The sequence below is a fragment of the Microterricola viridarii genome (genome assembly GCF_001542775.1).
Classification (GTDB): domain Bacteria; phylum Actinomycetota; class Actinomycetes; order Actinomycetales; family Microbacteriaceae; genus Microterricola; species Microterricola viridarii_A.
In genome coordinates this window covers 1,728,090-1,742,818 of sequence record NZ_CP014145.1, presented here as the reverse complement: position 1 = coordinate 1,742,818, position 14,729 = coordinate 1,728,090, and the positions used below count along the sequence as shown (strand labels likewise).

The 14,729-nt window shown below is 69.7% G+C and carries 16 protein-coding genes; 5 read left to right on the top strand and 11 right to left on the bottom strand.

From position 1 onward, the window contains the following. Window positions 1-155 precede the first annotated feature (155 nt). Both AWU67_RS08075 and AWU67_RS08070 read right to left on the bottom strand, forming a co-directional pair. Window positions 156-860: a DNA alkylation repair protein gene (locus AWU67_RS08075; protein ID WP_067227706.1), complete on the bottom strand. Its 705-nt coding sequence runs from the start codon at window positions 858-860 to the stop codon at window positions 156-158. 117 nt (window positions 861-977) lie between these two features. Then, a complete protein-coding gene (locus tag AWU67_RS08070) occupies window positions 978-1,898 on the bottom strand; it encodes an NAD(P)/FAD-dependent oxidoreductase (protein ID WP_067227703.1) in 921 nt (306 codons plus the stop codon). A 76-nt stretch (window positions 1,899-1,974) separates the two neighbouring features. On the opposite strand from AWU67_RS08070, the gene AWU67_RS08065 reads away from it, so the two are divergent. After that, on the top strand, window positions 1,975-2,559 hold the full coding sequence (locus tag AWU67_RS08065; RefSeq protein WP_067227701.1) for a helix-turn-helix domain-containing protein: 585 nt from the start codon (window positions 1,975-1,977) through the stop codon (window positions 2,557-2,559). On the opposite strand, the gene AWU67_RS08060 is transcribed toward AWU67_RS08065, so the two are convergent. The 4 genes from AWU67_RS08060 to AWU67_RS08045 form a co-directional block, all read right to left on the bottom strand. Further along, the gene (locus AWU67_RS08060; RefSeq protein WP_067227698.1) at window positions 2,556-2,849 is read right to left on the bottom strand and encodes a DUF4287 domain-containing protein; all 294 of its coding nucleotides are present in this window, start codon (window positions 2,847-2,849) and stop codon (window positions 2,556-2,558) included. The genes AWU67_RS08065 and AWU67_RS08060 overlap by 4 nt on opposite strands. A gap of 82 nt (window positions 2,850-2,931) precedes the next feature. Then, on the bottom strand, window positions 2,932-4,356 hold the full coding sequence (rox, locus tag AWU67_RS08055; RefSeq protein ID WP_067227696.1) for a rifampin monooxygenase: 1,425 nt from the start codon (window positions 4,354-4,356) through the stop codon (window positions 2,932-2,934). A 37-nt stretch (window positions 4,357-4,393) separates the two neighbouring features. Then, window positions 4,394-5,215 carry an alpha/beta fold hydrolase gene (locus AWU67_RS08050; protein WP_067227693.1) on the bottom strand — a complete coding sequence of 274 codons (822 nt, stop codon included), beginning with the start codon at window positions 5,213-5,215 and terminating at the stop codon, window positions 4,394-4,396. Between the two features lie 118 nt (window positions 5,216-5,333). Beyond that, complete coding sequence (locus AWU67_RS08045; protein ID WP_067227690.1) at window positions 5,334-7,073, bottom strand: L-aspartate oxidase; 1,740 nt, start codon at window positions 7,071-7,073, stop codon at window positions 5,334-5,336. 95 nt (window positions 7,074-7,168) lie between these two features. Between AWU67_RS08045 and AWU67_RS08040 the strand changes: the two genes are divergently transcribed. Continuing rightward, on the top strand, window positions 7,169-8,110 hold the full coding sequence (locus tag AWU67_RS08040; protein ID WP_067227688.1) for a LysR family transcriptional regulator: 942 nt from the start codon (window positions 7,169-7,171) through the stop codon (window positions 8,108-8,110). A 21-nt stretch (window positions 8,111-8,131) separates the two neighbouring features. Here AWU67_RS08040 and AWU67_RS08035 read toward each other — a convergent pair whose 3' ends face one another. Beyond that, entirely contained in the window at window positions 8,132-8,554 is a 423-nt protein-coding gene (locus AWU67_RS08035; protein WP_199922362.1) for a nuclear transport factor 2 family protein, read from the bottom strand. A gap of 96 nt (window positions 8,555-8,650) precedes the next feature. On the opposite strand from AWU67_RS08035, the gene AWU67_RS08030 reads away from it, so the two are divergent. After that, window positions 8,651-9,250: a TetR/AcrR family transcriptional regulator gene (locus tag AWU67_RS08030; RefSeq protein WP_067227686.1), complete on the top strand. Its 600-nt coding sequence runs from the start codon at window positions 8,651-8,653 to the stop codon at window positions 9,248-9,250. Between the two features lie 13 nt (window positions 9,251-9,263). On the opposite strand, the gene AWU67_RS08025 is transcribed toward AWU67_RS08030, so the two are convergent. The 4 genes from AWU67_RS08025 to AWU67_RS08010 form a co-directional block, all read right to left on the bottom strand. Further along, window positions 9,264-9,503, bottom strand: coding sequence for a hypothetical protein (locus AWU67_RS08025; protein WP_067227684.1), 240 nt, complete (start codon window positions 9,501-9,503; stop codon window positions 9,264-9,266). Between the two features lie 85 nt (window positions 9,504-9,588). Beyond that, window positions 9,589-9,924, bottom strand: a complete 336-nt coding sequence (locus AWU67_RS08020; protein WP_067227681.1) for a YciI family protein — start codon at window positions 9,922-9,924, stop codon at window positions 9,589-9,591. Window positions 9,925-10,009: 85 nt separating this feature from the next. After that, window positions 10,010-10,786 (bottom strand): tyrosine-protein phosphatase, encoded by a 777-nt coding sequence (locus tag AWU67_RS08015; RefSeq protein WP_067227678.1) that lies wholly within the window; start codon window positions 10,784-10,786, stop codon window positions 10,010-10,012. After that, complete coding sequence (locus tag AWU67_RS08010) at window positions 10,783-12,123, bottom strand: MFS transporter (RefSeq protein ID WP_067227676.1); 1,341 nt, start codon at window positions 12,121-12,123, stop codon at window positions 10,783-10,785. Before AWU67_RS08010 ends, AWU67_RS08015 begins: the two co-directional genes overlap by 4 nt. A gap of 212 nt (window positions 12,124-12,335) precedes the next feature. Between AWU67_RS08010 and AWU67_RS08005 the strand changes: the two genes are divergently transcribed. Together AWU67_RS08005 and AWU67_RS08000 are read left to right on the top strand one after the other, a co-directional pair. Continuing rightward, window positions 12,336-14,114, top strand: a complete 1,779-nt coding sequence (locus AWU67_RS08005; protein WP_067227673.1) for a glycoside hydrolase family 3 protein — start codon at window positions 12,336-12,338, stop codon at window positions 14,112-14,114. Continuing rightward, window positions 14,111-14,725: a TetR/AcrR family transcriptional regulator gene (locus tag AWU67_RS08000; RefSeq protein WP_199922361.1), complete on the top strand. Its 615-nt coding sequence runs from the start codon at window positions 14,111-14,113 to the stop codon at window positions 14,723-14,725. The genes AWU67_RS08005 and AWU67_RS08000 overlap by 4 nt, the downstream gene beginning before the upstream one ends. Window positions 14,726-14,729: the final 4 nt, after the last annotated feature.

Below are 14,729 nucleotides of genomic sequence, written 5' to 3'. Positions count from 1 at the left end.
TAGAAGAGGGCGCCTCTCTGACGCGTCCTCCCGAGTGCCCATCCGCGCCGGTCGCGGGTAGTCCGCAAGTACCACTTCGCCGCGGCAGGGTGCCAAGCAAGACCGGGCTTACCAAGGCGCCCGCCCTGAACTAGAGTGCGCGACCCGAGGGTTGGTTACGCCGTCGAGTCCTGCCGGCTCACGATCTCGTTGATCCAGATGGGCGCGTACGGTGAGGTGCAGTTCGGCGGGGTCGGGTAGTCCTTCAGCACCTCCAAGCGCTCGCCGATGGCCAGGGCACGGGCGCGCAGCGCGGGGTGCGAGATGCCGATCTGGGCCAGGCAGTGGTTCATCTCCCACTGCAGGCGGCCGGGAGCCTCTTTCATCTCGGCCTCGATGATGTCGAGCAGGCCGGGCAGATCGATACCCTCGGGCGTCTTCGCGATGCGGTCGGCGGTCAGTGCCCATCCAGCGGCCGCGACGACCTCGGCATCGTCGTTCAGCCAGGCCAGGCGCAGCTCCTCGACGTGGGGAGTCTTCTTCACCACATAGTTGGTCAGCCAGTCGATCACCTTGGGCGAACGGGCCTCCCGCAGCAGCACGTCGAGCTCGGCCGCTTCAAACGATTTCGGCCGGCAGATGAGGATGGCGACGAGCTGAGCGGCGGTGTCATCCGTCGCCCACAGATCGAGCGCGAGCTCCTGTTGCGTCTTCAGGCGCTTGGCGACGGCGCGCAGCTTGCTGAGATTCACTCCGTGGTCATCGCCGTGCCGCTCGTTCACAGCCCGCGACTTGGGGTCCTCAAGCGCGGCCAACTCGGCCATGACCTCGGCCACGGAGTTTTCAAGCACGGTCGTTTCGAGCACAGTCGTTTCGGCCATGGCAGCCTCCCGTTCGTCGCATCTGGATTCAGCTTACGGCGACAGGTGCACCCGGGTCGGTGCGCACGGGAGCGGATGCCCCATCCTGCCGACAGGAGGTGGGCACCCCGCGCCCGGCTAGCCGCGAAGCGCCCGCCGCACGTCGTCGTCGACCAGGTCCGCGTTGACGTCCATCGCCGTGGCGTTGGCCTGCCCCGCGGCGGTGACGACCTGGGCCCGCGGGTCGACCAGGTTGCCGACGACCCATACGCCGGCGGTATCCGTCTGACCGCGCCCGTCGTGTGTGGGGAACCCCGCGTGGTCGAGGGTGCACCCCAGCGCGGCAAGGAGGCCGGAATTCGGCCGAGAGGCGGGCTTGATGAAGGCGGCCGAGACCGGCACCAGTTCGCCATCGCCCATTCGGACCCCAGCGAGGGCGTCACCGACGAGTTCGAGCGCGGCGACCTGCCCGGTGTGAATCCGGATGCCGCGGGCACGGAGCTTCTCCTCGTCGGCGGGGGCCAGCGGGGCGCCGTCGGGCAGGTAGACCACATCGTCGGAGAGCTGCCGCACGAGCAACGCCTGGGCGGCCGCGCCCGGTACGCCGCCGTAGACGGCGAGCGGTCGCTCGCGCACCTCGAATCCGTGGCAGTACGGGCAGTGCAGTAGGGAACTGCCCCAGGCCTCGCGGAACCCGACGATCGGCGGGAGCTCGTCGACGACACCGCTGGCGACAATGACGCGCCGCGCCGTGAGCGTCTCCCCGCTGGAGGTCGTCAGGCGGAAGCCCGTCGAGAGGTCGCCCGTCGCCTGTGCCACGAACCCCGAGATGAGGTGTACGCCGTAGCGGCGCACCTCATCGCGGCCGATCCGCAGCAGCTCGGCGGGTGGCAGGCCATCGCGGGAGAGGAAGCCGTGCATGTGGTCGGCCGGGGCGTTGCGGGGTGCGCCGGCGTCGATGACCACAACGCTCCGCAGGGAGCGACCGAGGATCAACGCAGCGCTGAGCCCGGCCGCACCACCGCCGATGATGGCCACATCGAAGTTCGAGTTGTTCATGGTCCAACGCTCGCAGCCACGGGCAGGAACCGCAATTGTTCTTGCGGTTTCCGCAAAGTCATGATCGGGTGGGCAGATGAGCGAGCACAGCGACATCGCGAACGCCCTGGCCGGGATCGGACCTCGGCTGAACCGCATCCGCACACAGCGCGGGTTCACCTTGCAGGAGGTGGCGGAGCGGGCCGGCACCTCGGCGAGCACTATCTCACGCCTCGAAAGCGGCCAGCGGCGGGCCAGCCTCGAATTGCTCTTCCCGCTGGCGCGGGCCTACGGGCTCAGCCTGGATGACCTCGTGGGGGCGCCGGAGTTCGGCGACCCGCGGGTGAGGCTGCGACCGCTGCAGCGCAACGGCCGTGTCGTCATCCCCCTGACGCGAAACCCTGGCGCGGTGCAGGCGTGGAAGATGGTGCTGCCGGTCGAGCCCGTGCCGGTCGAGTTGCAGAGGCACGACGGTTCGGAGTGGCTGTACGTGCTCTCCGGCAGCGTTCGGCTCATCGTCGGCGACCGGGACCTCGTGCTCGGCGCGGGCGAGGTCGCGGATTTTGACACCCGGGTGCCCCATTGGTTCGGCGCCACCGGCACGGCACCGGCCGAGATACTCAGCCTGTTTGATCGCAGCGGCGCGCGGGCGCACCTGCCCGAGGCCAGCGACGCGGTCTAGTAGCCCGCCGGTTTGGTGGCGATGCCGTCGAGCCAGAGGTGCTCGGACGGGTCGCTGTGCGAGCCCTCCGTGCCGACGTGTTTGGTGTCGATGCGGTCGCCCTTGGTGATGACGTGCACGAGCGCCATGCCATGCCCGCGACCGAGCTCGTAGTCCTCGGCGAGCCAGGCCAGGATGGGCGCCGCCTTCGTGTTCGCGTCGAAGCCGCGCTCGTGGGCGAGGTCGACGAGTTGGCGGGGCGTGAGCCCGGTCTTCTTCTCGATGGTGTCGAGGTAGGCCTGGAAGGACATCGTTGGTACTCCTTGGGGCGGTGCCGGGCGCAGCGCCGGGCGGCACTCCACTCGGCACGGTACCCAGCGCGAACGCGCGAGGTCAAGAGTGCGCGCCGAACCACCGCGTCAAGGGTGCGGTCAGCGTGGTTTGATCGTCGCCGACCCACACCACGTGGCCGTCGGGCCGCAACAGCGCCGCGGGCACGTCGAGCTGCTCGCTCGTGTCGACGATGTGCTGCACCCGATCCGCCCAGCCGTCGACGGTGAGCCTGCCGGTCTGGTCGAGCAGGATGCCGTGGCCGTCATGCATCTGCTCGTAGAGGCGTCCGCGCTGCAACGGAATGTCGCGCAGCCTCCGGCCGAGCAACGGGTGGCCGGCGCCGACGTCGTAGCGGATGTCGATGCCGCTGATCTTGCCGATCAGCAGCCGGTTGACGTCCTCGAAGTCCATCAGCTCGGTGAGCAGGCGGCGCACCGCTTGCGGCCCCGGTTCCGGCGACATCAACACGCCCAGCACGCGGGTGTTGTCGAGCACCTCGGCGGCCACCGGATGCCGTTCGCGCTCGTAGCCGTCGAGCAGCCCATCCGGCGCCCAGCCGTTGACGGCAGCGGCCAGCTTCCAACCGAGGTTGAACGCGTCCTGGAGGCCGACGTTGAGGCCCTGGCCGCCGTAGGGTGGGTGGATGTGTGCCGCGTCGCCGGCCAGGAACACCCGGTTGTCCCGGTAGCGCTCGGCCAACCGGGTGGCGTCGCCGAAGCGGGAGAGCCAGCGCGGCGAGTGCGCGCCAAAGTCGGTGCCGGCGAACTTCCGTAGCTGCCGGCTCAGTTCCTCCAACGTCGGGGGAGTGCCGCGGTCCTCTGCCACCCCGTCGGCGGGCGCAATCACGCGATACAACCCATTGCCCAGCGGCACGGCGCCGAAATCCTTGTACGTCTTGCGCACCTCGGTGACGATCTCGCCCAGCTCCGCGTCAGAGACGGTCAGCTCCACCTCGCCCAGCAGCGTTTCGTGCCCGGCCGGCTCCCCGGGGAAGTCGATACCCGCCAGCTTGCGCACCAGGCTGCGGCCGCCGTCGCAGCCGATCAGGTAGCCGGCGCGCAGCCGGGTGCCGTCGGCGAGGTCCGCGGTGACACCGCCGGAGTCCTGGCTCAGCCCGACCAGGGTGCCGCCGCGTCTGATCTGCACGCCGAGCTCGGCGGCGTGCTCCAGCAGCACCCTCTCGGTCATTGTCTGCGGGATGCCGAGCACGTAGGGGTGTGCGGTGTCCAAGCCGTCGGGGGTCGGTTTCGGGATGCCGGCGAAGAAACCGCCCAGCGGGTATTGCTGGCCGAGCGGCAGCAACCGCTCCAACAGGCCGCGCTGGTCCAGGATTTCGACGCTGCGCACGTGCAGGCCGAGCGCCCGGGCGACCTTGCTCGGCTCGGAGTCCCGCTCCAGGACGATGGCGTCAACGCCCTGCAGTTTCAGCTCGCTGGCCAGCATCACGCCGGTGGGGCCTGCACCGACGATGATCACGTCGTCCATGGAGCTCCCCCGTTGCCGGTCCTGCGTCGGTGACGCATCAGGCGCTGATGAACTCCAGGATGTCCCGGCCGAGTTCTTCCTGGTAGGCGCCGGCGATGCCGTGCGGCGCCCCGGGGTACACCTTGAGCGTGCCGTGCTTGACCAGCGCGATCGACTTCTGGGCGGCATCCGAGATCGGCACGATCTGGTCGTCGTCACCGTGCGCGATGAAGATCGGAACGTCGAGCGCCATCAGATCCTCGGTGAAGTCGGTCTCCGAGAACGCCTTGACGCAGTCGTGCGCTGCTTTCAGACCCACCAGCATGCCCTGGCGCCAGAAGTCGTCCCGGGCGCCCTGCGACACCTGCGCGCCGTCACGGTTGGCCCCGAAGAACGCGCTCGAGAGGTCTTGATAGAACTGTGAGCGATCAGCCAGCACCCCGGCGCGGATGCCGTCGAAGGCCTCGATCGGCGTGCCGTCTGGATTGCGCTCGGACTTGACCATGATCGGCGGCACGGCGCCGGCGGTGACGATCTTGGACACCCGGCCGCCGCCGTGCCTGGCGGCGTAGCGCACCACCTCGCCGCCTCCCGTCGAGTGGCCGATCAGGATGAGGTCGTGCAGGTCGAGGGCCTCGACGAGTTCGGCGAGGTCGCGGGCGTAGGTGTCCATGTCGTTGCCCTGCCATGGCTGGGAGGAACGGCCGTGCCCGCGCCGGTCGTGGGCGATCGCGCGGAAGCCGGCGTCGGCGAGCATCTTCAACTCGAGCTGCCAGGCGTCGGAGTTGAGCGGCCAGCCGTGGCTGAGAATGACCGGTTGCCCTGCGCCCTGATCGGTGTAGTAGATCTCGGCCCCGTCCGAGGTGGTGATAAACGGCATCGTCTTTCTCCTCCAGATTGTGCGGTGTGAAACCAGGACTCAGCCTTGTTCCGCGCCGCCGCGCGCGCAAGGGGCGGAGGTAAATGGAGGAGAATCTCCGCCCGCTTGCGGCTGCGAGCTACTCGACGAGCTTGCCGGCGGTCGAGACCTCCTTGAACAGCGCGGCGATCTCCTCCGGCACCGGCGGGATCTCCTCGCGCACCACGCCGGCGGTCGGTGACCAGACCAGATTGACCTGCAGCGCGGGGTCGGTCTGCGGGTAGTCGCTGCGGTTGTGGCATCCGCGGGTCTCCCGGCGCTCCAACGCCGCCTCCAGCGTGGCGCGGGCGGCCAGCGCCGAGGCCTTGAGGTCGAAGGCGTGCGCCAGGTCCTGGTAGCCGGCGATGTCGGGGTGGATGCCGATGCCGGCCATGCGCGCCTCGATCTCGTCGAGGGTGGTGAGGCCCTGCTTCAGGCCGGCCTCGTCGCGCACGACGCCGGCGTGCTCGGTCATCATATTGCGGATGGCGCGCTGCAGTGCCCGCACGTTTTCGTGGCCGTCGGCGGCGAGCAGATCGGTGATCTCGGCCCGGGCGCCGGCCAGCGCCGCGGCCGAGCGCGGCTGCGACTCGAGCCCTGCCGAATAGGCAGCGGCGGCCCGGGCGACGATGCGACCGAACACGAGCAGCTCGATGAGCGAGTTCCCGCCCAGCCGGTTCGCGCCGTGCAGACCGCTGGAGGCCTCTCCGATCGCATACAGGCCGTCAACATCGGTGCTGTGATCCTCCGGCCGCACCCAGACGCCGCCCATTGAGTAGTGCGCGGTGGGCGCGATCTCGATCGGCTGCTCGGTGATGTCGAGCATCTGCAGCTCCATCATGGTCTGGTAGACGCGGGGGAGCCGCTCCATGATCACCGACCGGGGCAGCTCAGAGACGTCCAGCCAGACACCGCCGTTGTCGGTGCCGCGCCCCTCCTTGATCTCGGTGTAGGCGGCCAGGGCCACCCGGTCGCGGGTGGAGAGTTCCATCCGCTCGGCGTCGTAGTTGGCCATGAAGCGCTCGCCGAGGGCGTTGCGCAGGATGCCGCCCTCGCCGCGTGCGGCCTCGGAGATGAGCGTGCCCGCCGCGCTCTCCGGCTCGATGATGCCGGACGGGTGGAACTGCACCAGCTCGGGGTCGCGGAGGCGCGCTCCGGCGTCGACGGCGAGGCGGAACGAGTCGCCCGTGTTCTCGTCGCGGCGGGAAGAGGTGCGCCGCCAGATGCGGTTGTGGCCGCCGGCGGCGAGGATGACGGCATCCGCATGGATCAGGTAGCGGGTGCCGGTGTTGATGTCGAAGCCGTAGGCGCCGAAGACCTGGTTGTCACGCACCAGCAGGCGGGTGATGTAGACGGAGTCGAGGATCGGCACGTTCAGCTGCTCGGCGCGGCGCACGAGGGTGCGCTGGATCTCGAGGCCGGTGTAGTCGCCGGCGAACGCTGTGCGCCGGAAGGTGTGGGCGCCGAAGAAGCGCTGCGAGATGCGCCCGTCGTCTTCGCGCGCGAAGTTCATGCCGTAGCGCTCCAGGTCACGGATGCCCTGCTCGGCGCCGCGGGCGACGATCTCGACGGTGTGCGGGTTGGCGAGGTTGTAGCTCTCGGTGATGGTGTCGGCGGCGTGCTGCTGCCAGGAGTCCTCCTCGTCCATGGTGCCGAGGGCGGCGTTGATTCCGCCGGCGGCGAGGGAGGTGTGTGCGTCGTTGCGCGGGCGCTTGCCGACGGCGAGCACGTCCACGCCCATCTCGGCCAGCTCGATGGCCGCCCGCAGGCCGGAGCCGCCCGTGCCGATCACCAGCACGGTCGTGGAAATTTGCTTCTCGTTCTCAGGGGTTGCACTCATGCGTTCAACGCTAAGAAGCACTCCTCCATTAGTCCAATGAATCATTCGAGTCGAATCGATGCGCTTTAGCTATGGATAGAAACTAGGCTGTCGATATGAATCTTGAGCAGCTGCAGAGTTTCGTCGAGGTCGCCCGCACCGGGCACTTCACCCGCGCCGCCGCGCAGCTGCACCTGGCCCAGCCCTCGCTCAGCCGCCAGATCGCCACTCTGGAGGCGGCCCTCGGCGCCGAGCTGTTTCACCGGGTGCGCGGCAACATCACCCTGACGGCGGCGGGGGAGTCGCTGCTGCCGTTGGCCAGGCGCATGCTGGCGGATGCCGAGGCTGTGCGCTACGAGATGCAGGAGCTGGCCGGTCTCCGCTCCGGGCGGGTGCGACTCGGTGCGACACCGACGCTCTGCATCAGCCTCGTCGCCGAGGTGCTGACCGCCTTCCACACGGCATACCCGGGCATCCAGCTGCACCTCACTGAGGGAGGCTCCCGCGGGCTGCTCGACGAGTTGGCCGGCGGCGGCCTCGACCTGGCGCTCATCACGACCACAGAGGACGGGGACAACCCCGCGGCGAGCCTGCGCCGCATCCCGCTGCTGACCGAGGAGCTCGTCGTGGTCTCTGCCGCGCAGAGCACGGTGTTCGGCGGTCGCGAATCGATCACGCTGGCCGAGCTGGCGGCGCTGCCGCAGATCACGTTCCACGAGAACTACGACCTGCGCGCTGCCACCATGCAGGCCTTCGCAGAGGCCGGGCTGAGCCCGCAGATCGTGCTCGAGGGCTCGGAAATGGACGCCGTGCTGCGCTGCGTGGAGCGTGGCCTCGGCGTCGCGGTGGTGCCGGCTATGGTGCTGGCAGACAGGCCCGGTTTGTGCTCGGCGCGGCTCAGTGCGCCGCGGCTGACCCGCTCGATCAGCCTCGCCCACCGCGGCGACGTGGCGCTGACACGTGCCGCCGAGGCGATGCAACGCATGATCGTCGACACGGCCGACATCCTTGCCTCGGTGGGCGGCGTCGGCGACGCGCTGATCGTGCGGGCCGGCTAGAGCCGCCACCCTCGTCGACTGTTACCGAATCTCGGTGGCTTGAGACCACACGGCCTGCCACGCTCCGTCGTTGAGCTCGTAGCTGTCGGTGTGCCAGTAGCCGGTGCGCGCGACGTGGTGCCCGCCGAAGACGACTTCGAGCTCGGCGCGATAGCGGATCGTGGCTCCCTCACCGGCGAGTCGAACCTCGATCGGGCCCGGCTCCCAGGCGAGGTAGTCGATCTCGCCGGCAGCCACCGCGCCGAGGTACTGCGCCTTGGTGAGAAGGGCCCCGATGGGTGTCACGAGCTGGAAGTCGTCGGCGTGCAGTGCGCTCGCTGCCGCGATGTCGCCCTCGACGAGGGCCTGCAGGCGTGCCCGCTCCAGGTCGCGAATCTGCTCGACTCTGGGGTCGGCGGGCACGGGAGCCTCGGTGAGCTCGGAGGGGGTGGCGGATGACGTCACGATGAGGTGTCCTTTTCGGTCGGGAGGGCGCCGCGGCATGCGCGCGGTACGCGATTGACAGATTGACACTTTCAGTCGAAAGTGTCAATATCGATTGTGCCCACTCCCGAAGCCAAGTCCGCTCGCATCCTCGACTCCTCGCTCCCCGTCTTCTGCACCTACGGCTTTCAGAAGACGTCGATGCAAGACATTGCCCGCGCGGCTGGGATCTCCCGGGCGGCTCTCTACCTCCACTTCGCGAACAAGGAGGACGTCTTCCGCTCAGGTGCGGTGCGAACCCATGCCGCGGTCATGGCGCTCGTGGAGGCCGAGCTTGGTCAATCCGGCGATGTCTTCGAGCGAATCGAGGCCGCTCTCGTGGCCTACTTCGAGGGTCTCGTCGAGCAGATCGCGGCGAGCCCGCACGGGGCGGAGCTCTTTGACGCCAGCGCCGAACTCGTCGGGGACGTGGTGCTGAGCGCACGGCGGCGGCTCATTGACCTCCTCCGGGACGCGTTGGATGCAGCCGAGGGCCGCGGTGAGATTCGTCTCTCCGGCATCGCGGCCGCAAGCGCGGAGTTGGCCGTCCTGCTGCTGGCATCTGTCGACGGTGTCAAAGCCCAGCGTTCCGCACTGCTCCCGGTGAGGCCCGGCATTGCGCTGCAACTGCGCCTGGTGCGCGCTGCCATCCAACCGGCAGCGGTCGCCGGCGTGTGATGCGGCTTCCGGCTCAGTGCGTGCCGACGTCGTCCTGGGTCAGCCAGGTCGGCAGCATGAGGAAGAGCACCTCGATCACCTGTTCGCGTGACGTCTCGCCGGGGCGTTCCAGCCAGTCGGTGACCACCCGCGCGGTGCCCGCGCCCAAGAAGTCCGAGGCGATCCGCACGCCGTCCTCATCGAGGTCCGCCCGCTCCGCGCGCACGACGTCGCGGGTCGACTCCGAGAGTGCCTGCACGAACAGGTCGTTCACGACATCACGCGCGTGGTCATCACCGCGTTCTAGGGAGCACGCCCCGTGGGGCGCCGGCCGAGTGCCGGCGCCCCACGGTGCCCGCTCACATGCCCGGGACCGCGAGCACCTCGTACACCTGGATGGTGCCGCCGGGCGTCAAGAGGTGCGGGTGCCCGTCCATCATTGCCACGGCCTCGTCGAGGTCGACCGCCTCGACGAAGGAGTAGCCTCCGACGCCCACCGGCGCATCCGTGACGCCGGACTGCGCGACGTGCTTGCCGTGGCCGAGCGGGGCGCCGAAGTCGGCCAGCTTCTCGCCGGTGCGCGCAGCCCAGTCCATCCAGGCCTGGGTGCTGGCGGCTTCTTCCTCGGGGGTCAAACTCTCCACTGCCGATTCGACGCTTTCCGGCGAGGTGTAAATCACAACGAACTTGGACATGATCGTCTCCGATTCTGCGGCCAGCTTGACCGGGCCGACAGGGCGAAGCTTACGCCCGCGAATTGCGAGACGGGCCCGTGCTCCGTCAGCCGGCGAGCTGCGCCCGCAGGCCGTCCAAGTGCTCCTCGGAGAGCCCGCCGGCGCGCAGGTACGCTGCGGACCCGCCCTGCTCATCGAGCCAGCCGAGCGCGGCCTCGATCGCCTCGCGCGGTGTCGTGGTCACCAGCTCCGTGAGCTGGGGGAGCGCGGGAACGCCAGCCGCCGCCAGGCGCGCGAGCATCGCATCTGCCCACTCGCCGGCGAGGTTGGACCCGCTCAGGGCGTAGTCGGCAACAACCGCCTCGCGTTCCGCCCCGGCGGCGTCGAGCAGCAGCGCGGTGGCGACGCCCGTGCGGTCCTTCCCGGCCGTGCAGTGCACCAACACGGCCGGATGCTCGGCATCCGCTGGCTCGGCGACGAGCCGCGCGACCTGCGCGAAAGACGCGGCGCCGTGCCGCAGCATCCCCACGTACAGCTCCGGCATCGTCGGCAGCTGCGACAGCGCCGCCAGCATCGCCTCCGGGGAGACCGGCTCGCCGGTTGAGGTCGGAGCGGCCATCGCCCCCTCGAGGAGAGGCACCTCGACGACAGTGATCGAACGGCTGACCGGCAGTCGGTCCGGCGCCTGCTCCCGCTCCGGCCCGGTGCGGAAGTCCACGATCACCCCGATCGGCGTCGAGGCCAGCGACTCGAGGCCGGCGTCGGAAGCGGTGCCGAGCGAGTCTGAGCGGTAGAGCACGCCCGACCTGGTCGTGCCGCCGGATGCCAGCGGCATCCCGCCGGTGTCTCTGGCGTTGTAGGTGCCGGCGAAGAGTGAGCTCATGCGACTTCTGCCTTCTCGGTGATGCGTGCGGGGGCGGACGCGACGCGGGGGCGCTCGGAGTCTGCGCGCCGCAGCACGCCACGCAGCCCGGGGAGGGTGAGCAGCGAGGCTAGCACGGCGACGGCGGCCACAATGTAGAGCGCGGCGTAGTTCTTCTCGCCGCCGGCGATCGGGTCGGCTCCGCCGATCAACACGATGAACGGCGCGAGCGCGGGCGCCAGCGACTGGGGCAGCGTCTTGGCGACGTTGAAGATGCCGAGGTACTTGCCCTCCTCGCCGGCCGGCAGCGTGCGCATCACGAGGGCGAGGTCGACGGCGTAGTAGGCGCCGAGGGCGAAGCCGGCGAGCGCGGTGCTGATCCAGAACACCGAGAGGTCGTCGGTGAAGGCCTTCATCAGCAGGGACACCACCATGAGGGCGGCCGAGCCGATGACGAAGGGGGCATAGTTCCCGCGCCGTGAGGCGAGGTAGCCGCAGGTGAATGCCGCAACGACGTTGAGAGCGGCCCCGGCCAGCGTCGCGATCGACGTCAGGCTCGCCGCGCCGGTCTGGTCCATGCCGAGGCGGATCATCAGGTAGAACAGGGCGAAGGTCGACACCACCGTGTAGCCGAACTGCATCGTCGCGCGCTGCACCCAGACCAGCGTGAACGCCGGAACCTTCGCCGGGTTGAAGACGAACGCCGAGAAGACCTGCGCGAACGAGCGGCGACCGGCATCCTGGCGATCAACCTGCGGGTCGGGGATGACGAGGCAGATGACCGTGACGACGACGACCGCGAAAACCGGCATGACCAGCATGACGAGCGTCAGGTTCGACGCGAACAGGGCCGCGACGATCATGGCCGGCACCATGCCGAGGAATCCGAACGCGCCGAAGATCCCGGAGGCCTTCGCGCGCTGCTGTTCGGGGACCTGGTCGGCCAGCAGGGCGGACAGCGCGGCGAGGGTCGCGTTGTACGCGGCCTGCGCCAGTACCCACGCCACGATCATGACCGGCAGGTTTGGCGCGATTGCCAGCAGCACGGATGCCGCAAGCCCCCCGAGCACGCCGGCAACGAGCCACGGCCGGCGGCGGCCGAACCGACTCTGCGTGCGGTCGGAGAGATGGCCGAAGATTGGATTGGCGAGGAGCGCCGAGAGCGCTCCGAGCGCGGCGACGATCCCGAGGGCTCCTTCCTTCTCGGCCTCCGGAACCAGCTGCAGCACTTTCAGGGAGAGCGACACCACCAGGGGCGTGATGAGAGCGCCGAGCGTTGCCAGCTCGATGAGTGCGAACAGGTAGATGCGAGACATGGGGACGCGCGTGGGGGACAGCGCATCGACGGTGTTGGCCATGAGAACCTTCCTCGGTTGGATTGATCCCTCATTGGACCAATCGCTCTCTTCCCGCGTTCAAAAACCTAGTAGCAACTAGGTTAATTCCAGATGACCATACTGTGCCGCACGATTCGTACGCAATCATTCACCGAAAAGTCACCAAGTCGTCACTAGGTTTGTGGTCTACTGGGTGCGGGTCGCCCCTGCGCGGCCGAGACGAAGGAGCTTTCATGGTGGACACCTCCGCAGCGCCGGCCGGCGTGCAGGCCGGCGTGCGGGCCGGCGCCGAGCAGGTCGAGAGCCTGCTGGCGGCGATGACCGTCGAGGAGAAGGTCGGGAGCCTCCTCGTTGCCCGCGTGGTCACCGGGGCGGACGGGTCGCTCTGGGAGGGCACCGAGTCGGAGTCGCCGTTCGGCTTCGCGCCGACCACCGAGCTGGTCCGCGCGCGGCACATCACCCACCTGACGCTGATGAACGCGGCGCCGGCCGCCGAGCTGGCCCGCTGGGGCGAGAACGTGCGCCGGCTTGCGGCATCCACCCGCCTCGGCATCCCCGTCTCGGTGGCCGCCGACCCCGTGCACGGCCGCAATCGCAACGCGCAGGTCGCGATGAGCGGCGGCGGGTTCACGGTGCTGCCGGAGCCGATCGGCCTGGCCGCGACACGCGATCCGGCGCTCGTTCGGGAGGCCGCGCGCATGATCGGAGCGGAGCTGCGGGCCGCCGGCATCCGGATCGCCCTGCACCCGATGGCAGACCTCGCGACCGAGCCGCGCTGGGGGCGGGTCGCCGGCACCTTCGGCGAGGACCCGGCTCTCGCGGCCGAGTTGGTCACCGAGTACGTGGCGGGCCTGCAGGAGTCCGGCGTCGCCGCGACCGTGAAGCACTTCCCGGGAGGCGGGCCGCAGCGTGGCGGCGAGGACTCCCACTTCGAGCGTGGGGCGCACACGGTGTACCCCGGCGGGCGCTTCGAAGACCACCTCGCCCCGTTCGCCGCCGCCGTGCGGGCCGGCGTGGTACGCGTGATGCCCGGCTATGCGGCACCCATCGGGCTGGACGCCGACGAGGTGGGCTTCGCGTTCGAGCGGCGCATCCTCACCGATGTGCTGCGGGGGCGGCTGGGCTTCGACGGGGTGGTCGTGACCGACTTCAACATCGTCAGCGGCATGCGGCTGCCGCGGCTGGGCATCGAGTTCCCGGTGCGCGCCTGGGGGATGCTGCAGGCCAGCCCCGCCGAGCGCGTCGCCCGACTGTTCGATGCCGGCGTCGACCAGCTCGGCGGCGAGGACGATCCCGCCCCGCTCCTCGAGGCACTCGAGCGCGGCCTGATCTCCCTGGAGCGGGTCGACGTGTCGGTGCGGCGCGTGCTCAGGGAGAAGGCAGCGCTCGGCCTGCTCGACGGGCCCGGCGACGGCGCCGCCGATGCCGACCGCGTGGCCCGGCACATCGCCACCCCCGAGCACATCGAGCTCGCCCGCCGGGTGCAGCGGGCCTCCGTCGTCGCCCTGCAGGGCGGGCAGCTGCGGCTCACCGCGGCCACCCGCGTCTACACAGAGGGCGTCGACCGCGAGGTTCTCGCGCGCTACGCAACCCCTGTCGAGAGCCTCGCCGACGCGGATGTCGCAATCGTGCGCATCGACGCCCCGTTCGAGCCCCGCGAGGGCATGCTCGAGCAGGGCTTCCACCAGGGCAGCCTCGAGTTTCCGCCAGCCACCGTCGAGCGCATCGCGGCGATCGCCGCGCGCGTTCCCACGGTCGTCGACGTGTTCCTCGATCGCCCGGCCGTGCTCACGCCGCTCGCCGCGCTCCCGCTCACGCTTCTCGGCAGCTTCGGCGTGGACGACGCGGTGCTGCTCGACATCGTGACCGGCGCGGCCCCGACGTCCGGGCGCCTGCCATTCGACATCCCACGCTCGATGGCCGCGGTCGAGGCCTCGAGGGAGGATGTTCCCTTCGACACGGTCGATCCCGTCTTCGGTTTCGGCCACGGTCTCGTATGGTCGAGCCTGTGAGCACACCGGAATCCGTACCGAGCAACGACAAGCGCATGGCGCGGGGGGACGCCCGCCGCGCGGCCATCCTCACGGCCGCCATCACCGAGTTTGGCCGCAAGGGCTACCAGTCCGCGCGCATCGCGGACATCGCGCGCGCGGCCGGCGTGACCGATGCCGGACTGTTCCACCACTTCGCCACGAAGCACGAGCTGTTCATGGCGGTCGTCGAGCGCCGCGAGGAGGTGTACCAGTCGATCCGCGTTCCGACGGGGTCAGTGCGGGAGCTGTTCGACGCGTTCATCGCTGCGGTGCGTGCCGCGGCGGCGGAGCCCGAGCTGTTGCGCTTCCGCGTCATGCTCACGGGGGCGTCGCGCATCGAGGGTCACCCCGTCGAGGGCCGCTCCCAGCGCACGCTGGAGGCCGCGCTGGACGCATTCGTGCCGTTCATCGAGCAGCGGATGCGGCAGGGCGAGATCGCTGTCGGCACCGACGCCCAGCAGGTGGTACTGGAGCTGCTGGCGCTGAACGAGGGCATACGCGACCAGTGGTCGACGCTGCCGGAGCGGATCGACTACGTCGGCACATTCGCGACCGCGGCCAACGCGTTGTACGAGCGCATCCGCGCCTGAGCAC